We start from the raw sequence: 22831 nt of genomic DNA on the forward strand, positions 1-22831 counted from the left end.
GGTTCACTCGTAGACGTCGTCGGGGTCGAACACCTTCTCGCCGACCTCCTCGCCGTCGACGGTGCGGTAGAAACACGAGCGGTGGCCGGTGTGACAGGCTCCACCCTCCTGGTCGACGAGGTACAGCAGCGTGTCGGCGTCGCAGTCGACGCGGACCTCCCGCACCGACTGGAGGTGGCCGCTCGACCCGCCCTTCTTCCAGAGTTCGTCGCGACTGCGCGAGTAGTAGTGAGCGTAGCCCGTCTCGCGCGTGCGGTCCAGCGCCTCGGGGGAGACGTACGCGAGCATCAGCACTTCGCCCGTCTCGGCGTCCTGTGCGACGGCCGGCACGAGGCCGTCGTCGCCGAAGTCGACGTCGACTGTCATCGGCCGGAACGAGGTGGCTCCGGCCGATAGGTCTTGTGTCTACAGACCGAGAGACGCCAGCAGACCGAACAGGAGGTCGCCGTAGACGAGCGCGACGACGAGCCCGACGAACATCGGGACGACGAACGGGAGGCCGGGCGAGATCCACACCCGGTCGCGCGCGACGACCAGTTCGAGTCCCTCACGGAGCGACTCGGGAGAGGTGCCGTAGGCGCTGCCCTCGACGTCGTCGAGGAACCGCGCCGCGGCCCACGGGTCGTCGTGTTCGTGTTCGGGGTCGCTCGCCGTCGTTCGACGCTCGCCGACGACGCCGCCGTCGGTCGCCGGCCCGTCGTGGACCGCGCCGTCGGTCGGGTCGAACGTCCGCTCGACGCTCGCGGGGTCGCGGTGGTCGGCCGGCCGAGCGCGAAGCTCCGCGAGCGTGCTCCCGCGCCACCGGAGGTACATCCGGAGGGCGTCGAGGTCGACCCCGCTGCGGGTGAACCCTGCGCGCGTCTCCAGCAGTCGGCCGTGTTCCGTCCGGAGGCTGTCGACACTCGTGGGTCGCCCGAGGAACATCACGGGGGCGACGTCGCCGGTCAGGAGATTTCGGACCAGCAGTCCGAGCGGGTAGGCGAGCGCGACGACGACGGTGTTGGTGAGCACCGTCATCGCGAAGACGCCGAGCAGCGGTTCGACGAGCGGCACGCGGAGCGTCCCGACGGTGTAGGTCGGGAAGGTGGGGAAGACGACCGCGAGCGTCATCAGCGCCTTCGCGTCGGCCCCGCCGAAGCCGCCGAGCCACCAGAAGGCGTAGCTCAGGGGGACGACGAAGCCGAGGCTGAACGCGACGCGGATCAAAAAGAGGCGGTCGGCGACGCCGGAGAGCGGCCAGCGGGCGGCGACGTCCCAGAGGAGCACCCCGACGCCGAGGAGGGCGAGCGGATACCACAGCGCGTTCGGCAGCCGTCTCGTCTGGACGTCACGGTAGGCAGCCCAGGCGAAGACGGGGACGACGAGGAGACGGAGGAGATCGGAGAGCGAACCGAACATACAGACGACGTGCGGGGGAGTGTGTTCAACCTTTGGGATGTCGAGTGTCGCGACTGGGCGGGCAGATGCGCAAAAAAACTCGGGTGTACTCGACTTAGATGACGCGGTTCTGGAGGTAGTCGAGATGCTTCGCGTTGTAGACGATGCGGACGGTGTCGGCTCCCGGCGAACCGATGCAGGTCAGGCGCACGCCCTTGTCGTCGACTTCCTCGTCCGAGAGGATCTGCTGCATGTCCATCTCGATCTCGCCCTCCTTGAGGATGGCTGCGCAGTTCGCACAGGCACCAGCGCGGCACGAGAACGGCCAGTCGTACCCCTGGGCCTCCGCGGCTTCGAGGATGTACTCGCCTTCGTTGACGTCGAGCGTCCCGTAGTCCTCTTCGTCGAGACCGGCGTCTGCGGCCGTGTCGAAGAGGTCGTCGTCGTTGATATCCCAACCCTGATCGTCGAGCACTTCGTAATTGAGGTATTCTACCGTGGGCATCACCTCTCGGTTCGATTCCCTCCTCATTAGGCTTTGCTGTTCGTTCGGAACTATCTCCTTTTCGTCCCGGCATCTGTCCCGCTGTCGAGCACGGAAACGGCCGAACGTTTGATTACAGGGGGGCGAACGCGAACAGCAGATAGGACGCCAACGCCGACAGCGACGGCGTCAGAATCCAGAAGAAGATGACGCGCCCCGTCGTCCCGGGGTCGAACAGGTCGTCCGCCAGCAGGTCGTCCTCGCGCTCGCCGACCGGCCGCACCTCGCGGGTCTCGGCGGCCAAGGCGTTGACCGAGATCTCGGGCCCCTCGCCGCGGACGGCGTCGCCGAGCTTGACCGTCCGCGTCGCCCGGCCCCAGCCGAGGCCGACGATACACATCGTCGCGCTCACGGCGAGACTCGCCGGGATGCCGAGATACGACAGGAAGGTGATGATGCTCGCGCTGACGATCTCGACGATGAGCGCCGCGAGGATGGGGAGGTCGGTGAGGTCGTTGCCGACGGTGTCGAGCGTCCGGCGGGCGATGGTGAACGCACCGACCCCGATGGCGGCACTGGCGAGCAGCACTCCGGTCTCGACGTCGATCGCGCCGTTGCCGACGAGCGGTGCGACCGCGTTCGCGGCGTTCGACGCCCCCGCGGAGAACGCCATGTAACAGGCGATGACGACGACGAGCGTCATCCCGATCAGTTCCCGACGGTTCGCCGACTCCGCGATCCGCGGACGCGGGAACCCGCCGTCCGTCCGGAGTTCCACGAGCGCCCCCTCCGAGCGATCGATGGCGAACCGCGCGTCGAGATAGGGGTAGACGTACCGACCGATGACCGCACACAGCCAGAACGCGAGGATGGGAGCGACGATCCACCACGAGACGATCTCGAGCATCACACCCTCGTCGAGCGTTCCGGTGGCGACGCCGAGGCCCGCGATCGCGCCGACGGCAGTCATCGACGTCGAGGCGGGGACGCCGAACGTGTTCGAGACGAGCAGCGCGAGACCGACGAAGAAGAGGACGCCGACGCTCGCGACGAGCGTGAACTCGCTTTTGGGGACGATGTCGCCTCCCATCGTCTCGATGACGTTGCGTCCGACGGTCCACCCGCCGAGGAGCGCGAACGTCGTCATCAGCGCGGCGGCGGTGAGTTTGCTCACGACGTTACTCCCGACCGCTGGCCCGAACGCGACACCGGTCGACGATCCGCCGATGTTGAACCCGACGAACACTGCGACGAGCAGCCCGACGACGAGTAGAAGCGAGAGCACGTGTTCCCATCGACGGGCGGCGCACTTATGTTGCTCTGTCTGTCGTCGGTCACGACGTTCGCCGCCGGTCGCCCACTCCGTCTCTCCTCCAGACGACGAGTCGGGCGGCGGCGGCAGGACAAAAAGTACATAGGTGGCAACGATGTACCTCCGGGCAGATTCGGGCTCTGTCGCTCGAAACGAATATATGGAGCTGAGAACGTTTGGTCTCGTGTCTCTCCTGTTGCTCGCAGCCGTGAGCGGCGTGGTGATGGCGGACCACGGAGGCCTGCACGTAACACAGACAGAGTACGGCGGAGACGCTCGCGTCCAGCCGAACGAGGAGACGGATACGGTGTACCTCTGGACGACGGATCGGTTCAACGCCACCGCCACCGTCGAGACGGGGAACGCGAGCGGGAACTACCGGGCTTGTCTGTTCGCCACCCCGTCCAACGGCAGCACCGAACCCACGGAGCTAGCCTGCCAACCCGCGACGTTCGACCCCGGCGAGACGAGGACTTTCACGTTCTCCGGCCTCTCGTCGCCGACGAACACGACGGCCGAATACGAACTCCGATTCGTGGTCGACGACGCCCTCCAGAGCGGTGACCCCGTCGGCGAGCAGACCACAAACGTGACGTTCCTCAATCCCAGTGGTGATCTCGACGACGACGACTTAGAGAATCGTGCCGAGATACGACAAGGGACGGGGCTGAACAAGTCCGATACCGACAACGACACGCTCACAGACGGTAGTGAGGTGAACGAATACGGCACGAAACCCCTCAACGCCGACACCGACGGCGACGGCCTCCGCGACGGTCTCGAAGTCCAACTCGGGATGAACCCCACGTCGTCTGCGGTACCGCTCTACATCCTCGTCCTCGTCGTTCTCGTCGTCCTCTTCGCCGCCGGCTACCGCTTCCTCATATCGCGGATCGGCCGTCCCACCTCGAACGCTGGCGGGGCGACCGCCGGCGACCCGGCGTCGAACGGCGGTGGTGGAGTGACGCCTGTCGCAGCGTCCGACGACACGTCGACAGACACCGACTTCGTCAGCGACGAGGACCGCATCCTCCAGATCCTCGCGGAGAACGGCGGGCGACTCATGCAGAGCCGTCTCGTCGAACTCACCGACTGGTCGAAGTCGAAGGTCAGCCGTCGACTCTCCACGCTGGAGGAGGAGGGCCGCATCCGGAAGATCACGCTCGGCCGCGAGAACATGGTTGCACTCCCCGGTCACGAACCCGACGGCGCACAGTCGCCGTTCGAAGAGGAACACTGACCCACTGTCTCTCGGCGCTCTCCGTCTTCTTCCGTCCGCTTCCGTCCTCTCGCCTCTGTCGTCGAACAGTCGTCCAACACGTCTCTCGCTCCGTCCTTGCTCTCTCGGCCCTCCCCGCTCGCCCGACCGTCCCGGCCCCACAAGCGTCCCGGACGGCCGTCTCTGAGGGTCGACGCCGGCAAAAGTAGAGGAAGCTGCATCCGACGCGACCGGTCGTCCGTCTCGGTCGACGTCCGGACCGACTTAGCGGTTCAGCGTGTGGATCGCCTGTCCCATCGCGTTCTCGGCGGCCTCCATGACCGCCTCGGCGAGCGTGGGGTGGGTGTGGATCGTCGCCGCGAGATCTTCGAGCGTCGCCCCCATCTCGACGGCGAGGGCGACCTCGGCGACGAGTTCTGACGCCTCGGGGCCGACGATCTGGCCGCCGAGGACGAATCCGCTCTCCTCGTCGGCGACGAGGCGGACGAACCCGTCGGTGTGGCCCGTCGTGAGCGCGCGACCGCTGGCGTTGAACGGGAACTTCCCGACGACGGGGTCGAACCCGGCCTCCTCGGCCTCCGAGGCGGTCAGCCCGACCGTCCCGATCTCGGGGTCGGTGAACACCGCCGCGGGGATCGCCTGGTAGTCGAGCGCGGCGGGTTCGCCGGCGATCACCTCCGCGGCGACGATCCCCTCCTTGCTCCCTTTGTGGGCGAGCATCGGTTCGCCGGCGACGTCGCCGACGGCGAAGATGTGGTCGACCTCGGTTCGGGCCTGGTCGTCCGTCTCAAGGAAGCCCTTCTCGGTCGTCTCCAGCCCGGCGTTCTCGAGGTCCAGACTGTCCGTCACCGGCTGGCGACCGACGGCGACGAGCACCTCGTCGGCGGGGTAGGTCGACTCCTCGCCGTCCTCGGTCTCGGTGACGACGACGATGCCGCCGTCGTTTCCTTCGTGCCACTCGGAGGCGCCTTCGCCGAAGTGGAAGTCGATGCCTAACGACTCCGCACGCTTCTTGACGACGCGGGCGACGTCGTCCTCGTAGCCCGGCAGCACGTCGTCGAGCATCTCGACGACCGTCACGTCGCAGCCGAGTTTGGCGAACACGGTCGACAGCTCCATCCCGATGTAGCCCGCGCCGACGACGACGATGCGGTCGGGAAGATACTCCAGTGCGAGCGCGTCACGCGACGACAGCACGTGGTCGTCCGCAAAGTCGAAGCCGGGAATCTGCATCGGTCTGCTCCCGGTCGCGACGATGCAGTGTTCGAACTCGATGGTCTCCGAACCCTGGCCCTCGCCGCCGTGGGCGACCCGAACGCTCGACTCGTCTTTGAACGACGCCGTCCCCTTCACGAGGTTGACGCCGTTGGCCTTACACAGTTTCTCGACGCCGCCGGTGAGCTGGCCGACGACGCCGTTCTTCCAGTCGAGTAGCTTCGCCATGTCGACGGCGGGGTCGGCGTGGATCCCCATCTCCTCGGCGTGGCCCGCCTCGTGGGCGAGGTTCGCGCCGGTGATGTAGGCTTTCGAGGGGATACAGCCGTGGTTCAGGCAGGTGCCCCCGTACGCGTCTTTCTCGACGAGCGTCGTGTCGAGACCGTTCTGTGCGGCGCGGATGGCGGCGACGTAGCCGCCCGGCCCCGCGCCGATGACCAGTACTTCGGTTCCGGTTGAGATGTCTCCGACGACCATTATTCGAGTAGTAGCAGTTTGGGGTGTTGAAGGTACTCCATCACCTGGTTCGCGAACTCCGCGGCCACCGCGCCGTCGAGGATGCGGTGGTCGATCGAGAGCGACAGCGGCAGCGTGTGGCGGGCGACGACCTCGCCGTCTTCGACGACCGGCCGCTCCGTCAGCTCGCCGAGCCCCATGATACCGACCTCGGGGTAGTTGATGATGGGCGTGGCGTACTCGCCGCCGACGACGCCGAAGTTGGTGATGGTGAACGTGCTCCCGCGGAGCTCGTCGCGTCCGATCGAGCGCTCGCGGGCGCGCTCGATCTTGTCGTTCATCTCCTCGGCGATCTGGAGCAGCCCCTTCTGGTCGACGTCTTCGACGACCGGCACCATCAGGCCCGCGTCGGTCGCGGTGGCGACCCCGATGTGGTACTCGTCGCGGAGGACGATCTCCTCGTTCTCCTCGTCGAGCGTCGCGTTCATGTAGGGGTACTGCTTCAGCGCCGCCGCGATGGCCTTCATCACGAACGGCATGTAGCTGAGGCGGACGTCGCGCTCGGCGGCGACCTCCTTCAGCTCGGCGCGGAGTTCGACCAGCGCGCTCACGTCCGTGCTGTCGTGGTGCGTGACGTGCGGGGCGGTGAACTTCGAGTTCTGCATCGCCTCGCCGATGGTCCGCCGGACGCCCCGGTACGGGATGCGCTCGCCGGAGAGTTCGCCCTCGGCGGTCGCGGCCGGGGCGCTCTCGGCCTCGGCCGCTGGCTCCGCCTCGGCGGCACCGGCTTCGGCGACGGCCTGCGCGTCGGCCTCTTGTGCTGCCTGCTGTGCCTCGGCGTACTCCATCACCGCGTCGGCGGAGACGAACGCCTCGCCGTCGCGCATCTCGGTCGCCGGGACATCGTCGAGGTCGACACCCTGCTCTTTTGCCGCACGGCGCGTCGCCGGCGCGGCCAGCGTTCGGTCGCGCCCCGCAGCCTCGACACTGCTCGGCTGCTGGCCGTTACCGGACTCGCCGCGCTTGGTGACCGACGACGTCCCGCCGACGTCGACGTCGCGGGGACCGTCCGACTCGCTTTCGCTCTCCGCCTCGGCGCTCGCTTCCTCGGCTGCCTGTCGGACGTCGCTCTCCGTCACGCGACCGCTCGGGCCGCTGCCACCGACGGCGGCGATGTCGACGCCGAGTTCGCGGGCGAGTCGTCGGGCGCTCGGGGCCGCGAAGACGCGGCCACCCTTCGCGGACGACTCGGCCGGTTCGGCTTCGGCTTCCGCCTCCGTCTCTGCCTCCGCCTCGTCGGCCTCCTCGGGTTCGGGCTCGACGTCGGCCGCTTCGTCCGCCTCACCCTCGACCTCGTAGGTGATGATGACGTCGCCGACGGGGACCATCTGCCCCTCCTCGACGTGCAGTTCTTTGACCGTCCCGTTGTACGGCGACGGCACCTCGACGAGCGCCTTGTCGGTCTCGACCTCGGCGACGGGTTGGTCCTCCTCGACGGTGTCGCCGGGGGCGACCAGCCACGAGACGAGCTCTCCTTCTGCGACTCCTTCGCCGACGTCCGGGAGTTTGAAATCCTTCGTTGCCATGTTAGAACTCCACCGCGTTGCGGATGCCCTCCTCGATGCGGGCGACCGAGGGCAGGTAGTAGTCCTCCAGCGCGTACAGCGGGAACGGGACGTCGAACCCGGTGATGCGCTCGACCGGTGCCTCCTGATAGAGCAGCGCCTCCTCCTGCAGGACGGCCGTGATCTCGCCGGCGAGGCCGCCCTTCTTCGGAGCCTCGTGGACGACGGCCGCGCGGCCGGTCTTCTCGAACGACTCGACGATGGTCTCCTCGTCCAGCGGGGAGACCGTCCGGAGGTCGACGACTTCGACGTCGACGCCGTCCTCGCTCAACTTCTCTGCGGCCTCCAGCGTCGGCCGGGTCATCGCGCCGTAGGTGAACACGGAGACGTCCGTCCCCTCGCGGCGGACGGCGGCCTCGCCGATGGGGATCTCGTAGTCCTCCTCGGGCACCTCGTCGCGGAACGCGCGGTAGATGAGCTTCGGTTCGAGGAAGATGACCGGGTCGGGGTCGCGGATGGCCGAGATGAGCAGCCCCTTGGTGTCGTACGGCGTCGACGGGATCACCACCTTCAGTCCGGCCTCGTGGGCGTAGAACGCCTCCTTCGACTCCGAGTGGTGTTCGGGCGCGCGGATGCCGCCGCCGTACGGCGCACGGACGACCATCGGACAGGTGAACCGTCCGCGACTCCGGTTGCGCAGGCGTGCGGCGTGGGAGACGATCTGGTCGAACGCGGGGTACATGAAGCCGGAGAACTGCATCTCTGGCACCGGTTTGAGCCCGTAGGCGGCCATCCCGATGGAGGTGCCGACGATGCCGGACTCGGCGAGGGGGGTGTCGATGACGCGGTCCTCGCCGAACTCGTCGTACAGTCCCTCGGTGGCGCGGAAGACGCCGCCGTTCTTGCCGACGTCCTCGCCGAGCACGACGACGTCGTCGTCCTGCTTCATTTCGGTGTAGAGACCGTCCCGTACTGCCTGGACTAGGGTGAGATTCTGTGTACTCATTTACTCTCTCAGGAATGCTTCGTCGCCGTACTGTTCGCGGAGGTGTTCGAGGTCCTCCATCTGTTCGCGGAGGTGGGCGGGCATGTCGTCGTAGACGTGCTCGAACATCTCCGAGGGATCCGGCCGCGGCATCGACTCGGCCTCAGAGATGGCCTCTGCCACCTCGTCTTCGACCGACTGAGTGATCGCGTCGACGCGCTCGTCGTCGAGTCGCCCCGTCTCGCGGAGGAACGTCTCGAGTCGCGGGATCGGGTCTTTTGCCTTCCACTTCTCGACCTCGTCGCTGTCGCGGTACACCGTCGGGTCGTCGGCGGTGGTGTGGGCACCGAAGCGGTACTGCACCGCCTCGATGAGCGTCGGCCGACGTTTCTCGCCGGGGTCTTTCGCCTTCTCGACCGCTTCGCGCGTCACCTTGTACACCGCGAGCGGGTCCATCCCGTCGACCTGAACGCCCTCGAACCCGTAGGCGACCGCCTTCTGCGCGATGGTCTTCGAGGCGGTCTGTCGCTCCCGCGGCACCGAGATGGCCCACTGGTTGTTGTTACAGAAGAAGACGTTCGGCGTGTCGAAGACGCCAGCGAAGTTGAGTCCCTCGTGGAAGTCGCCCTCGCTGGTGCCGCCGTCGCCGAAGTAACAGATGAACGCCTTCTCTCCCTCGCCTTTCAGTTTCGACGCCCACGCCGCGCCGGTGGCGTGGAGGATCTGCGTCGAGATGGGGACGGCGACGGGGAACACGTTGACGCCCTCGGCCATCCGGTTGCCGTCCTCGTGACCCATCCAGTAGAGCAGCGTCTGGGTCAGCGGGACGCCGCGGACGACCGCCCCCCCGTGCTCCCGATAGCTCGGGAACATCCAGTCGTCGTCGTCGAGCGCCATGACGCTCCCGATCTGGGCCCCTTCCTGCCCAGAGAGCGGCGGATACGTCCCCATCCGTCCCTGCCGCTGGAGACTGACGGCGCGTTTGTCGAAGTGCCGAGCGAGTCGCATCGCTCGGTACATCTCGACGAGTTCGTCGTCGGCGAGATCCGGTAGCTCGCCGACCACACCCCCGTCCTCGTCGAGAACCTGTACCTGCTCTTCGGGGTCCCGTTGCAGCGTACTCACAGTCCAACCCTCCGTTGCATGGACGAACGGTCACTCGCCCGCATTAAATGATTTTCGTAAATAGTTTACTATAGTTGGCATTCTTGCCGTCCTCGTCCGGTTCTGTTCGGCTTCGGCGTGAAAACCGTCCGGTTCTCCGTATATTGTCTCAAAGTTGGACGAATCGTTACGGGGACCCGGATTTCTACGGTCGGTAATGGACGAACGGGAACAATTGGGACGGTCGGCGAAGGAGACGACGGGGCAGAACGGCTGAGTCGGCAGGGCGAGAGACGTCCTCAGAGCGGACGGCGGTCTCAGTGGCTGGCCGCTCGTGCCTCGGCGCGGGCCTGGTCGACGTCCTTCCCGTCACGGAGCAGGGCGTCGACGAACAGTTCGCCCGCCTTGTACGACGAGCGAACCATCGGCCCCGAGGCACAGTAGAGGAACTCCAACTCGTCTTCGGCGACCCGCCGCCACGTCTCGAAGGCGTCGGGATGGACGTACTCGAAGACGTCGAGGTGCGAGCGCGAGGGCTGGAGATACTGGCCGAGCGTGACGATGTCGACGTCGGCCTCCCGGAGGTCCGAGAGCGTCTGGTAGATCTCGTGGTCGTACTCGCCGAGGCCGAGCATGATGCTCGTCTTCGTGTAGATGTCGGACTCCGCTTCGACCTGTTCGAGCACCGACAGCGACTGGTCGTATCTCGCTCTCCTGTCCCGGACGGGCCACTGGAGGCGCTCGACCGTCTCGATGTTGTGCGCGACGACGTCGGGTTCGGCCTCGATGATCTCCCGGACGCAGTCGGGCCGACCCTGGAAGTCCGGAATCAGGACTTCGACGAGGGTCGAGGGGTCGCGTCGCTTGATCTCGCGGATCGTCTCGGCGAAGTGCGCCGCGCCCTGGTCGGGGAGGTCGTCGCGGTCGACGGAGGTGAGCACGACGTAGTCGAGTCCGATCTCGGCGACCGCCTCGGCGACGTTCGCGGGTTCCTCGGGGTCGAGCGGCTCCATCCCGCCCGTCTGGACGTCACAGAAGTTACAGCCGCGCGAACAGCGATCGCCCATCAGCATGAACGTCGCCGTTCCCGGGCCGTCACGGCCGCTCCAGCACTCGCCGAGGTTCGGGCAGTTGGCCTCCTCACAGACCGTGTGGAGGTCGCGGTCGCGGAGGGTCTGTTTGATCTCCGTGAACCGCTGGCCCGCCGGCGGGCGCATCTTCAGCCAGTCTGGCTTGCGCCTGCTGCTCATAGCTCCTTGTTCGGGCGGTGAGGCAAAAACGTGAGGATTACGTCGGGAGGGTCGGACCGGAACCGACCCGGGGTCACGCCGGGGTCGTCGCCGTCACGACTGCGGCCGACGAGCGTCCCTCCTCACTCGTCACGGTCGGTCGGAGTCCGCTCGCCGAGCGCGTCGACCGCGCCGAACAGCGACCTGATCCACGAGTCGAGGTCGTCGCCGCAGACCTGCTCGCGCAGCAGACGCATCCGTCGGGTCCGTTCGTCCGGCGACATGGTGAGTGCGGCTTCGATCTGGTCGACGAACGCGGCGGTGTCGTACGGTTCGACGGTGAGCGCGTGGTCGCCGAGACTCTCGTCGGCGCCAGCGAGGTCGCTCAGGAGAAGCACGCCGTCGCCGTCGGTCTGGGCGGCGACGTACTCCTTGGCGACGAGGTTCATCCCGTCGCGGATGGGGGTCACGACCGCGAGGTCGCTGTGGCGGTACAGCCCGTACAGCTCCTCGTCGGGGAGCGTCTCGTCGACGTAGACGACCGGGGTCCAGTCGTCGGTGCCGAAGCGGTCGTTGAGGTGAGCGATCTTCTCCTCGACGGTCTGAATGAGCTCCTGATAGGCGGGGATCTCGACTCTGCTCTCGCTGGCCTTCTGGACGTAGGTGAGCTTCCCCTGCCACTCGGGGTGCTCCTCCCAGAAGCGCTCGAACGCCTCGAGCCGTTCGGGGATGCCCTTCGTGTAGTCGAGGCGCTCGACGCCGACGGCGACCTTCGTCTCCTCACCGATGCCGTGTTTCCGTTTGAACGCGGGCCAGAAGTCGTCGTCGACCCCGCTCAGCCGCTCGATCCGGTCGGCGTCGACGGTCATCGGGAACGCCGCCACGCGAGTCGTCCGTCCGTCGTAGTGGACTTCTCCCGTCTCCCGGTCGACGGTCGCCTCGTCGAGACAGTTCTCGACGCAGTCGAGGAAGTGCTGGCAGTAGCGCTCGATGTGGAAGCCGAGCAGGTCGTTGCCGAGCAGCCCCTCGAGCAACTCCTGTCGCTGCGGGCAGACGCGGAACGTGTCCCACGCCGGCCACGGGATGTGCCAGAACTGCAGGAACGTCGCCTCCGGGAGTTTCTCACGGGCCAGTCGCGGCGCGAGCGCGAGATGGTAGTCCTGGAACCAGACGACCGTGTCGTCGTCCGCTCGGTCGGCGACGATGTCGACGAACGTCTCGTTGACCGCCTGATACCGCTTCCAGAACGACCCCTCGAACTTCGCCTTCCCGACGAGGTCGTGACACAGCGGCCAGAGCACCTGGTTGCTGAACCCGTAGTAGTACTCGCACATCTCCTCTTCGCCCAACCAGACGCGTTTGAGCGTGTACTTGGGGTCGTCCGGCGGGACGTCGACGCAGTTTGCGGTGTTGACGACCTCGGGGTCGGCGTCGCCGTCACCCCACGCGATCCACGTGCCGCCCGTCCGTTGCATCACGCGGTCGAGGCCGGCGGTCAGCCCGCCGACAGGTTCGTCGACGACGATCCCCTCGCCGTCGTTGCGGTAGCGGTGTTGGTACGGCTCCCGGTTGGAGACGACGAGCAGGTTCCGGCCGTCGACGAGATCGTCGTCGAGCGCGGCGCGCTCGCTCGCTGGCTGAGTGCTCCGTGACATTCCGCTCGTCACCACCCCCGCTGCCGGTCGTCGATATCGATACCCGGCGCGTGTTTGCTCTCGCCGCACAGTCTGTCGGCGACCGTTGCGACCGCGACGGTGTCGTCCCAGTCGTACTGTTCTCTCAGTCGGTTGTACGTCTGCATCCACTCGTCGAGCTGCTCTCTCGCCCGTTGCTCGGTCGACGCGCGACACAGCGGCGCGACCGTCTCCGTCTCTCCGACGGACTTCCGACACCGGAGCTGCCACCCGCCGGTGTCACCGACGCACGGCTTCGCCGATGGTCCTTCACACGCTGCTTCGAAATGTAAGCCCGTCTCCCGGTGGACGAACCGAAGCGTGTCCCCCCACGACGTCTGCACCCAACCGACGGGGACGAGCTCCCGATCGGTCGGTCGAATCGTGCTCATGGTTCGTTCGTCTGGTCAACGCCAGAGGGAAAACAGATTGTGCCTGTATATTCAGAACCGCACGACGGCGGAGAGGTGAATGTGTCTGGACTGTCATCAACCCTCACTACCGTTCGAAACACGTCGACGGTGACGGTTCCGGTCCGTCGGCCGCTACTTTGAATCCCGTGACTCCCGGTGAGTATGCTATGAGCACCATTGCCGAGGTCGAACTTCCGGCCGAGGAGTTCGCCCTCTACGAGACGCTCTCCGCGTTCCCGAACGCCGACTTCGAGGTGGTTCGGATCGTCGCCCACCAGGAACAGCTGACGCCGTACGTCCAGATCTCGGGCGACGACCTGAGTGGGTTGGAAGCGGCGCTCGAAGCCGACCCCTCCGTCACCGACGCCCGTCTCGTCGACGACCTCGAACGGGAGCGACTCTACCGGATGGAGTGGAGTGACGACGTCGAGGTCGTCCTCTACATGGTCTCCGAGGAGTCCGCCGCCGTCGTCGACATGCACGGTCGCGACACCCACTGGCAGCTCCGCGTCCTCTTTCCGAACCGGACGTCGCTCTCGTCGACCAGCGAGTTCTGTGCGGACGCCGACCTCACGTTCACCGTCCGGAACATCCACGAGCTCGAGCGGTCGACCGGGCGGGGCGGGTTCGGCCTCTCGGAAGACCAGTACGAGACGCTCGTCACCGCGGCCGAGGCGGGCTACTTCGACGTCCCGCGAGAGGTGACGATGGACGAACTGGCCGAGCACCTGGGTATCTCTCAGCAGGCCGTCTCCGAGCGACTCCGTCGCGGTCACCGCGCGCTCGTCGACAGCGCCCTCCGCCCCGAGGAGTCCACCATCGGCGAGTGACGGGCGTCGCCTCGTCGGTGTGAATGGGACGCATCGACAAACATTTATTGTATGTCATCTTGAACGAAAGTACAACCATGTTCGACCTCGCGAAAGACGAGATCACCGAGGGCTCTATCCCCCGCGCACTTCTCGTTCTGGCGGCCCCGCTCGTCGCTCAGAACTTCGCGCTGGTCGCCCAGTCGGTCGTCGACATCTTCTGGGTCGGTCGCCTCGGCGAGGAGGCGGTCGCCGCAGTCGGTCTCGTCATCCCCTACACGGCGCTGCTCATGGTCCCGCTCGTCATGCTGTTCGTGGGCAGCCAGATCCTCACCTCCCAACGGGTCGGCGCGGACGACGTCGAAGGTGCGCGCCGCGTCCCGTTCAACGCCGTCGCGCTCGTCCTCCCCGTCTCGTTGATCCTCGCCGGCGTCGTCGTCGCCTTCGGCGACGAACTGGTCGCCCTGCTGAACCCCTCGCCCGCGGTCGCCCCGCTGGCCGTCACCTACCTGACGGCGTTCGCCGTCTACGCACTGCTCCCCTCTGCGCTCAGCGACACCCTCGAGAGCGGGTTCACGGCGTGGGGCGACACCCGCACCGCGTTCGTCGTCAACGTCTCTGCCATCGTCGTCAACCTCGTGCTCGACCCCTTCCTCATCCTCGGCTGGTGGGAGTTCCCCCGCTGGGAGATCTTCGGCGCGGCCGTCGCGACGGGCGTCGGCTACGCCGTCGGCACGCTGGTGGCGCTCTGGTACACGACGCGAGACGACACCGGGTTCACGCTCACCCGCGACGCGCTCACGCTCCGCCCGGACCTCTTCCGCGAACTCGTCGAAGTCGGCTACCCGGTCGCCGTCCAGAACACGGGGCGGCAACTCGCTCGCGTGCTCATGGTCTCCGTCGTCTCGATCGCCGGCGGGGCGGCGGGACTGGCGGCCTACACCATCGGCGCGCGCGTCTCGACCATCGCGTTCGTCCCCGCGGGCGGGCTCGGTCAGGCGGCGACGAGCGTCATCGGACAGAACCTCGGCGCGGACCACCCCGAACGCGCCGAACGCACGACGTGGGTCGGCGTCGCCGTCGCCGCCGTCGGACTCTCCGCCGTCGGCGTCGTCCAGTATCTCTTCCCGGCGACCATCGCGCAGGTGTTCGTCCCCGACATCTCCGGGCCGGCGCTCCAGTCGACCGTGCTCTACCTCCAGATCCTCGTGTTCGGCTACTGGGCGCTCGGCGCGATCTACACGCTCGAAGCGGGGTTCAACGGCGCGAGTCGGACGAACGTCAGCATGTGGTCGACGATGGTGCAGTACTGGGGCGTCCGGCTCCCCATCGCCGCCGGCGGCGCGTTCGTCCTCTCGAGGGGCGTCGAGGCGGCGTTCTGGGCGGTCACCCTGTCGAACGTCGCCGCGGCGGTCTGGCTGGGTGGCTACTACTGGTACTCGACGCGCGACGGGATGCTGGAACGGGCCGCCGAGAGCGCGGGGTCGACCGCGGCGGATTGAACGCCGACCGTCCGCGTCGCTCGCCCCCAACTCTCATCCCTCTCCCAACGGTTTTCTCCCCGTAGAAGATGGTGGGAGGAACTGCGGTTCAACTCGGTGTCGTCGTCGTGACGGTGCTCGGGCTGTGGGTCGGGGCGCGACTCCTCGTCGACGCAGTCGTGCGACTCGCCCGGCGCTTCGGTCTCTCGGAGCTCACCATCGGGCTGACGGTCGTCGCCGCGGGCACGTCGACGCCGGAACTCGCGGTCACGGCCGACGCCGCGCTCAAGGGGTTGGGCGACATCGCCGTCGGCAACGTCCTCGGGTCGAACATCTACAACCTGGCGTTCATCCTCGGCGTCGTCGCGTTCGTCCGGGCCATCCCCATCGCGGAGTCGCTCGTCCGACGAGACGGTCTCGCGCTGCTCGCGAGTACGCTCGTCGGCGGGGCGGTCCTGTTCGACCGCACCGTCACGCGGCTGGAGGGGGGCGTGCTCGTCGGCCTGTTCGTCGCCTACACGGCCTCTCTCCTCTGGACCGGACGGTTTACGGTCGAGGAGGTGGAGCCGAACGGCGGGACGGCCGCCGCGACGGCGGTAACCACTGACGCGACCGACCGAGTCTCGTTCCGCGGTCGCGACGGTCTCCTCCTGTTCGGGGGGTTGGCTCTCGTCCTCGTGAGCGGCGACCTGCTGGTGCAGGCGGCGTCGGCGTTGGCCAGAGGGGCGGGCATCTCCGAGTGGGTCATCGGCGGCACCATCGTCGCGGCGGGGACCTCGACGCCCGAGTTCGCCGTCTCGCTCGTGGCCATCCGGCGAGGGAGTCTCGGCGTCTCCGTCGGCAACGTCGTCGGGAGCAACGTCTTCAACGTCGTCGGCATCATGGGTCTCGCAGCCGTGATCCGCCCGCTGGCCGTCGGTCCAGCCGCGCTGGAGACGCTGGGCTGGCTGCTCGGCGTGTCCGTCGTGATGGTCGCTGCGCTGTGGTCGGGGCGGGTGCTCTCCCGCGTCGAGGGGGCGCTGTTCGCAGGGTCGGAACTCGTCCGGTGGGCGCTGAACCTGCTCGGGTGACTCGTCCGGAGACGGTCACGCCGGACGGAAACGCCTTTGGCTCCGTACCCCCCGTTTGTATCCGATGAGCGTGTCCCCAGTCTGCGGCGGTGATGGCCGGTGAAGGTCGCAGAGGCCGTCCCGGAGTTCGCCGACGCCTTCGGCTTCGAGGAGTTCAACCGGATGCAACGTGAGGCCCTGCCGGCCATCCTCGACGGCGACGACAACATCGTCGCCAGCGCGCCCACGGCGAGCGGCAAGACCGCCCTCGCGGAGTTGGCCATCTGCCGCTGTCTGCGCGACGGGGGTACCGCGCTGTTCGTCGCGCCGATGCGCGCGCTGACCAACGAGAAGGAGAGCGAGTGGGAGCGCTTCGAGAACCTCGGTTACTCCGTCTACGTCGTCACCGGCGAACGCGACCTGAACCCCCGGCGTGCCGAGCGCGCGGACATCCTCGTGATGACGCCGGAGAAGACCGACTCAGCCACCAGAAAGCACGAGTCGCCGCGCTACTCCTTCATCACACAGGTCGACTGCTGCGTCATCGACGAAGTCCACCTGCTCGACTCCGAGCAGCGCGGCGGTGTGCTCGAAGTGACCGTCTCGCGACTCCGGCGCATCTGCGACCCGCGGGTCGTCGCGCTGTCGGCGACGATGCCGAACGTCGAGGACGTCGCCGAGTGGCTCGACGCGCCGCCCGAGGCGACGTTCGAGTTCGGCGACGACTACCGACCGGTGGACCTCCACGCCGACGTCAAGACCTACACGCACGGCGAGAACTCCTTCGCCGACAAGTACCGACGGCTCTACCGCGCCATCGACCTCGCGGAACCCCACATCCGCGAGGACGGCCAGTCGCTGGTATTCGTCGCCTCGCGACAGGACTCCGTGATGGCCGCCCAGAAGGCCCGCGACGAGATCGCCGAACGCGACGTCCCCGTCGGCTCGCGCGGCGACTACGACTTCCACAGCGAGGCCAAAGAGTTGGCCAACGACACCCTCCGGAAGTCGGTGCTCGACGGCGTGGCGTTCCACCACGCCGGCCTCGGAAAGGACGACCGCGACCGCGTCGAACGCTGGTTCAAGGAGGGGAAGGTGAAACTGCTGTTCTCGACCTCCACGCTCGCGTGGGGAGTCAACCTCCCCGCGCGCTGCGTCGTCATCCGGGATACGAAACACCACGACCCGCTCGAGGGCGACGTCGACATCAGCCCGCTGGACGTGCTGCAGATGCTCGGCCGCGCCGGCCGACCGGGGTACGACGACGTCGGCTACGGCTGGGTCGTCTGCGACCGCTCGGAGGCCGACAAGTACCGTCGACTCCTCCGCGAGGGCAAGGAGATCGAGTCGCGACTCGCCGAGGATCTGGACTCGCATCTCAACGCCGAGATCGCGATGGGCACCATCGGCGACCTCGACGACGTGATCTCGTGGCTGGAGACGACGTTCTACTACGTCCGCGCCCGCAACAACCCCGACCGCTACGACTTCGAGGACCTCCGCGAGCGCGTCCGCGACACTCTCGAAGGGCTCGTCTCCCAGGAGTTCGTCGCCACCGACGAGAACCTCGGCGTCGACGCCACGCCCCTCGGAAACTTGGCCTCGAAGTACTACCTCCGACTCGACACCGCACGGCGGTTCCGCGACCTCTGTGAGCGCGAGACGATCACCGTCGACACCGTCCTCGAGACCGTCGCCGGGGCCGCCGAGTTCGACTCCGTCTCCGCGCGACAGTCCGAGAGCGAGGCGGTCGAGTCGGTACTCACGGGCGAGACGTCGCTCGAAGACGGCAACCGGAAGGTGCTCGCCATCCTCGAGGCCAGCATGACCGGGTCGACCCCCTCGGAACTCCGCAGCGACGCGTGGGTCATCCGACAGAACGCGCTGCGCCTGCTCGCCGCGCTCCGGGAGTTTCTCGACCGCTTCACCGGTCCGCGTGCCGCAAACCTCGCCTCCCGCGTGGAGGCTCGCGTCGAACACGGCGTCGGCCGCGACGCCGTCGGTCTCACCGCCATCGACGGCGTCGGGTCGGGTCGCGCGAGCACGCTCGCCACCGGCGGTCTCACCTCGCCGACCGACGTCGTCGACGCCGGCGCCTCGGAACTCACTCGCGCGGGGATGTCGGCAGGCGTCGCAGAGCGCGTCGTCGAGGCGGCGGCGTCGCTACCGCGGATCGAGGTCGAGTGGGGCGAGTTCCCGACGAGTATCGAACGGGGAGAAAACGAGATGTGTGACGTGACGGTGCGGAACGTCGGCGGGTCGGCGCGGGCGGGCATCCGCGTGACCGTCAACGGCGTCGAGATGAGCGAGACGACGACCTACCTCTCGGACGCCGAGACCGTCCCGGTCGGCGTGTTCGGCGCGAAGGACGAACTGGAGTTCGTCGTCGAGGTGTCGTTCCCCGACCTCCCGCTGTTGCCGTCCCGGGAGTCGCGGGTCGTCGACGTGGAGTAGTCGAGCTACTCCGCCCGTACCGCGACACAAGACCGAAGTCGCTGGCGACGACAGCTCTCTGTGATGCCCTCCCTGCTCGAACGACTGCTCGGTGACGACACGCCGGACGAACAGGTCGACCTCGAATCCCGCCAGCACGACGCCGACGAGACGCTCCGCGACGCCGTCGACCGCACGGGCTACGCCGTCGAGGACTGCGGCGTGACGGGCGTCGCAGTCGTCAACGAGGGGCCGGACGGCGAACCGGTCGTCGTCCCGATCGCACGGTTCTCGCTCGGCGAGGACGTCGAGAACCCCGACCCCGACCTCGTCTGGGACCTCGTCGGCGAGGCGGTCGAGGCGCTTCAGACGCCCTTCGACGACGTGTTCGTCCGCCACTACGACGTCCAGTTCACGTTCGATGGCGACGAACTGTTCGAGGCAGAAGCGTGTCGTCGCGTCGCGCTCACCGACTCGTTGGTCGACCGCTACGCGACCGACGCCGGGTTCACTCGCTCCGACCTCCGGGACGCCGTCGACGCGGCGCACGACATCGACGACGAGATCGCCCCGGTCGCGTGGGGCGAGTGCAGAGACTACAGTCACACGAACGACGCGGCGGTCGTCTTCGGTGGGTCGGCGGCCGCCGCCGCTGCCGGCGCGAGCGCCGCCAGTTGTGCGGGTGCCGGTGCCGCCGGAGGGGCGGGCGGCGGATGCTGAGTAGCCGACGGTGTCCGGTCGCGGCGTCGACCGGTCAGTCCAACAACTCGGCGCGCAGTTCCTGTGGCCCCTCGACGACGACGTCCGCCATCGACAGATCCGTCTCGGCGTTCGTCTCGGTTCGGTAGCCGACGACGTAGGTGTCGGCGCGGGCGGCCGCCGTCGCGCCGTTCTCGGAGTCCTCGACGACCGTGCAGTCCTCGGGGGTGGCGTCGACCTCGCGGGCGGCGTGTTCGTAGATGTGCGGCTCGGGTTTGCCGGGGGCGTCGATGTCCTCGGCACTGAGAACGAGGTCGAACGGACCCAGTTCGAAGCGGTCGATCGTCGTCTGGATCCACGACTTGGGGGCCGAGGAGACGACGGCGAGTTTCGTCCCGCGGTCCCGGAGCGTCCCGGTGAGGCGGTCGAACCCGTCCATCAGTTCGACCTGTTCGCCGTAGATCTTCTTCGACGTCTCGTTGTAGAGGTCGACGAACTCGGCCTTCGAGACGGTCGTCTCGTAGTTCGCGTCGAGATAGTCGTAGATCTCGCGGTAGTTCATCCCCGTGATCTCGTCGTTGTCGGGGCGCTCGTCCGCGAGCGTCTCCGGAAAGAGCGTCTCCTCTTCGAAGACGTGCCAGTAGTCCTCGGAGTTGACGATGACGCCGTCCATGTCGAACAGCACGGCGCGTGGTGTGTCCATCGCGGTCATCGTCTGGACGGGCGCACCGCACCCACAAAGCGTCTCTGGCGGCGAGCGTTATCGCAGCGAGAGCCAGTTGCCGTCGCCGTCGGCACGGTACGGCGTCCACGGCGACGTTGAGGTGTCCCAGACGACCGCACCCATGTCGTGAGCGTAGTCGCCGTGACCGTTCCACTCGCCGCTGGAGGCGGGGTTGCCGTCGTTCGTCCCCTCGCCGTTGAACAGCGTCCGGGCGCCGCTGTCGTCAAGCGCCGAGCGTGCGACTCCGGAGACGTTCGCCAGCACGGTCTCGGTCGCCCCGCTGGCGACGTCGATCCCCCAGTCGCGGTCGCCGTGGCCGACGATCCCGTTGAGGACGGTGCGGTTCCCCTCGATACGGGCGATGGTGTTGCTGTCGTAGCCGCTGTCGCGCTGGTCGAGCGTGACGTTCGCGACGTAGACGCCGTCACCGGCGAGTCTGAGCGCGGCGGTGCCGGTGCTGCCGAAGTTGATGACGTCGAGCCCGTTGATCTGGACGCCGTCGCCGGGGACGCGGAACACCTGTTGGCGGGTGTCGCGGACGCCGAAGTTGGTGTACATCGAGTTGTCGCCCGCGGCGTGGACGGCGGTCTTCGAGTCGACGATCGAGAAGTTGGTGTACTTGTTCTCCTCGCTCTTGGCGGCGTCGTGGAGAGCGATCCCTTCGAGCGTCTTCACGATGTAGCCGTCGGAGACCTCCGTGTGTCGGCACTCGAACTCCATCCCCGGCCAGCAGAGATAGACCGAGACGCCCTCGACGTGGCTGCTGGAGACCTCGAAGTGGAGGCCGCCCGCCTTGCAGTTGACGATGTGGAGGTCGGAGGCTTTCGCACGGGTGCCGCCGTCGACCCAGATCGCCCACCCGCCGCTGTTCTCAGCCCAGAGGTTGTGCATCCGCGTCCCGGACGCGGAGGGCGCAATGTGGATGGCGTCGTCCCAGCCGTAGCGGACGATGAGGTTCTCCAGGGTGAGGTCGATGATGTCGCCGTTCGAGTAGAGGAGATGCCCCTCCGACTGCGTCCCGTCCTCCGGATACTCACCGTAGACGGACATGTCGGTGACGCCGCCGAAGTTGCCGCTCTCGTCGCCGTTGGCGAACTCGATGAGGTGGCCGTCCTCGCTGCCCTTCGTGAGCGAGGTGGCGCGCGTTCCGGCCCCGCGGAGCCAGATGTTGGTCTCCTCGTGGTCGATCTCGGCGTTCGTCGTCAGCCCGTTCGAGCGGAACTCGCCCTCGTCGAACAGCAGGACGCCGGGCTCTTGCATCGCCGCGTCGTCGATCGTCCACGGGTCTTCGACCGTCCCGCTGCCGCCCGTGGCGAACATCGAGGCGACGCGGCGGCCCGCGAGGTCGCCGAACTGTGCGCCGCCGGCGTAGGCGTCGAGCAGTTTCCACTCGTCGCCCTGCCAGACGAACAGCGCACCCTCCTGCCGCCCCCGATCGACGAGGTACTCGAACCCCTCCTCGTCGGGTTCGTCGGGGCGACTCGCGAGCGGTCCTTTCGCGCGGGGAGTGTTCTGCATCATCGGGGCGGGGGTGTCGGTCGGGGAAGTGCTGTCGGTGAGACGGGGCGTCTCGGTGTCGGTATCCGAATCGTCGGTGAGGCCGGCACAGCCGGCGAGTGAGGCGCTCCCGGCCGCTGCGGTTCCTCGGAGGAACCACCGTCGACTCAGGGAGGGTTCACGATCTTCGTTTGGCATTGACATTATATTCTAACAATACTAACAAGTATCTTGTGGTTATTTTGATACTTCTTTTCACGAAGACACTGTGTAAACCTACAGTCACCGTCGAGGTCGAATTTTAAGGCCGAAGACGCGTCCATCCCGTTCCGTGACCGAAATGACACGGCTGTTCGCCGGCGACTGCACGACGACGTTCGAGGGAACCCGCGACAGAACCCAACGGGGTCACGTGGTGGTCGTCGTCAAACCCGACAAGACCGTCCTCGTCCACGACGCAGACGGCTACCAGCCCGTCGCGTGGCTGACTCGCGCCGACAGCGTGACTATCGAGGCCGACGACGAGGGGTTCGGCGTGACCGCACGGGCGGGCGACCAGACGCTCCGCGTCGTCTCGCACGCGATGACGACCCGACGGGACGTCCCCGTCTCCGCGGCGGGCGTCCCGGTCGGCACCTGCCCCGACTGCGGAGGGGCGCTCGTCCGAGCCGGCGGCGACGTCCGCTGTCTCGACTGCGAGGCCAGCTACGGCCTCCCGACGGGGGCGACGGTGCTCGACCGGACCTGCGAGGACTGCGGCCTCCCCCTGCTTCGAGTCGAGCGGGGCGACGTCTTCGAACTGTGTACCGACTACCGCTGTGACTCGCTGCCCGAGCACGTCACCGAGCGGTTCGACGGCGAGTGGAGCTGTCCGGACTGTGGCTCCCCGCTCCGCATCGTCCGCGGGAAGGGCGGTCACCTCGTCGCCGGCTGCGACGCCTACCCCGAGTGCGACACGGCGTTCTCGCTGCCGACGGGCGTCGTCGTCGACGACTGCGACTGCGGGCTCCCGGTGTTCGAGACGGCCGCCGGTCGACGGTGTCTCGACGGGACCTGCGAGCGGTACCGAGATGGGCACGACGGGCGGGGCGATTCCGGGCCGTAGAA

20 protein-coding genes are annotated in these 22831 nt (G+C 67.4%); 7 read left to right on the forward strand and 13 right to left on the reverse strand.

Features of this window, described 5'->3' with window-relative positions:
* Positions 1-3: 3 nt before the first annotated feature.
* From hisI to EOHIBHHM_RS07060, 4 genes are all read right to left on the reverse strand, one after another.
* The gene (hisI, locus tag EOHIBHHM_RS07045; RefSeq protein WP_497255953.1) at positions 4-366 is read right to left on the reverse strand and encodes a phosphoribosyl-AMP cyclohydrolase; all 363 of its coding nucleotides are present in this window, start codon (positions 364-366) and stop codon (positions 4-6) included.
* A gap of 39 nt (positions 367-405) precedes the next feature.
* On the reverse strand, positions 406-1398 hold the full coding sequence (locus EOHIBHHM_RS07050; protein WP_497255955.1) for an A24 family peptidase: 993 nt from the start codon (positions 1396-1398) through the stop codon (positions 406-408).
* Positions 1399-1492: 94 nt separating this feature from the next.
* A complete protein-coding gene (fer, locus tag EOHIBHHM_RS07055; RefSeq protein WP_497255957.1) occupies positions 1493-1882 on the reverse strand; it encodes a ferredoxin Fer in 390 nt (129 codons plus the stop codon).
* Between the two features lie 112 nt (positions 1883-1994).
* Positions 1995-3146 (reverse strand): inorganic phosphate transporter, encoded by a 1152-nt coding sequence (locus tag EOHIBHHM_RS07060; protein ID WP_497255959.1) that lies wholly within the window; start codon positions 3144-3146, stop codon positions 1995-1997.
* A gap of 211 nt (positions 3147-3357) precedes the next feature.
* Between EOHIBHHM_RS07060 and EOHIBHHM_RS07065 the strand changes: the two genes are divergently transcribed.
* Complete coding sequence (locus EOHIBHHM_RS07065; RefSeq protein WP_497255961.1) at positions 3358-4413, forward strand: helix-turn-helix transcriptional regulator; 1056 nt, start codon at positions 3358-3360, stop codon at positions 4411-4413.
* Between the two features lie 243 nt (positions 4414-4656).
* On the opposite strand, the gene lpdA is transcribed toward EOHIBHHM_RS07065, so the two are convergent.
* The 7 genes from lpdA to EOHIBHHM_RS07100 all read right to left on the reverse strand — a co-directional run bounded on the left by lpdA (position 4657) and on the right by EOHIBHHM_RS07100 (position 13011).
* A complete protein-coding gene (lpdA, locus tag EOHIBHHM_RS07070; RefSeq protein ID WP_497255963.1) occupies positions 4657-6084 on the reverse strand; it encodes a dihydrolipoyl dehydrogenase in 1428 nt (475 codons plus the stop codon).
* Positions 6084-7649 (reverse strand): dihydrolipoamide acetyltransferase family protein, encoded by a 1566-nt coding sequence (locus tag EOHIBHHM_RS07075; RefSeq protein ID WP_497255965.1) that lies wholly within the window; start codon positions 7647-7649, stop codon positions 6084-6086. Before EOHIBHHM_RS07075 ends, lpdA begins: the two co-directional genes overlap by 1 nt.
* A 1-nt stretch (position 7650) precedes the next feature.
* Positions 7651-8634 (reverse strand): alpha-ketoacid dehydrogenase subunit beta, encoded by a 984-nt coding sequence (locus EOHIBHHM_RS07080; RefSeq protein ID WP_497255967.1) that lies wholly within the window; start codon positions 8632-8634, stop codon positions 7651-7653.
* A complete protein-coding gene (gene pdhA, locus EOHIBHHM_RS07085; protein WP_497255968.1) occupies positions 8635-9738 on the reverse strand; it encodes a pyruvate dehydrogenase (acetyl-transferring) E1 component subunit alpha in 1104 nt (367 codons plus the stop codon).
* 296 nt (positions 9739-10034) lie between these two features.
* Complete coding sequence (gene lipA / locus EOHIBHHM_RS07090; RefSeq protein ID WP_497255969.1) at positions 10035-10967, reverse strand: lipoyl synthase; 933 nt, start codon at positions 10965-10967, stop codon at positions 10035-10037.
* A gap of 122 nt (positions 10968-11089) precedes the next feature.
* Positions 11090-12601 (reverse strand): alpha,alpha-trehalose-phosphate synthase (UDP-forming), encoded by a 1512-nt coding sequence (locus EOHIBHHM_RS07095; RefSeq protein ID WP_497255970.1) that lies wholly within the window; start codon positions 12599-12601, stop codon positions 11090-11092.
* A gap of 8 nt (positions 12602-12609) precedes the next feature.
* Positions 12610-13011 carry a hypothetical protein gene (locus tag EOHIBHHM_RS07100; protein WP_497255971.1) on the reverse strand — a complete coding sequence of 134 codons (402 nt, stop codon included), beginning with the start codon at positions 13009-13011 and terminating at the stop codon, positions 12610-12612.
* 188 nt (positions 13012-13199) lie between these two features.
* On the opposite strand from EOHIBHHM_RS07100, the gene EOHIBHHM_RS07105 reads away from it, so the two are divergent.
* The 5 genes from EOHIBHHM_RS07105 (at position 13200) to EOHIBHHM_RS07125 (ending at position 19524) form a co-directional block, all read left to right on the forward strand.
* The gene (locus EOHIBHHM_RS07105; protein WP_497255972.1) at positions 13200-13862 is read left to right on the forward strand and encodes a helix-turn-helix domain-containing protein; all 663 of its coding nucleotides are present in this window, start codon (positions 13200-13202) and stop codon (positions 13860-13862) included.
* 77 nt (positions 13863-13939) lie between these two features.
* Positions 13940-15343, forward strand: a complete 1404-nt coding sequence (locus tag EOHIBHHM_RS07110) for an MATE family efflux transporter (RefSeq protein WP_497255974.1) — start codon at positions 13940-13942, stop codon at positions 15341-15343.
* Between the two features lie 68 nt (positions 15344-15411).
* The gene (locus EOHIBHHM_RS07115; protein WP_497255976.1) at positions 15412-16392 is read left to right on the forward strand and encodes a calcium/sodium antiporter; all 981 of its coding nucleotides are present in this window, start codon (positions 15412-15414) and stop codon (positions 16390-16392) included.
* A gap of 99 nt (positions 16393-16491) precedes the next feature.
* On the forward strand, positions 16492-18825 hold the full coding sequence (locus tag EOHIBHHM_RS07120; protein ID WP_497255978.1) for a DEAD/DEAH box helicase: 2334 nt from the start codon (positions 16492-16494) through the stop codon (positions 18823-18825).
* 63 nt (positions 18826-18888) lie between these two features.
* Entirely contained in the window at positions 18889-19524 is a 636-nt protein-coding gene (locus EOHIBHHM_RS07125; RefSeq protein ID WP_497255980.1) for a hypothetical protein, read from the forward strand.
* A gap of 34 nt (positions 19525-19558) precedes the next feature.
* On the opposite strand, the gene EOHIBHHM_RS07130 is transcribed toward EOHIBHHM_RS07125, so the two are convergent.
* Positions 19559-20206 (reverse strand): HAD family hydrolase, encoded by a 648-nt coding sequence (locus tag EOHIBHHM_RS07130; protein ID WP_497256941.1) that lies wholly within the window; start codon positions 20204-20206, stop codon positions 19559-19561.
* Between the two features lie 57 nt (positions 20207-20263).
* Entirely contained in the window at positions 20264-21922 is a 1659-nt protein-coding gene (locus EOHIBHHM_RS07135) for a hypothetical protein (protein ID WP_497255982.1), read from the reverse strand.
* 142 nt (positions 21923-22064) lie between these two features.
* Here EOHIBHHM_RS07135 and EOHIBHHM_RS07140 point away from each other — a divergent pair, with 142 nt between their 5' ends.
* Positions 22065-22829, forward strand: coding sequence for a topoisomerase DNA-binding C4 zinc finger domain-containing protein (locus tag EOHIBHHM_RS07140; protein ID WP_497256943.1), 765 nt, complete (start codon positions 22065-22067; stop codon positions 22827-22829).
* The last annotated feature ends 2 nt before the right edge of the window (positions 22830-22831 follow it).

Source organism: Halogranum roseipondis, from assembly GCF_059695585.1.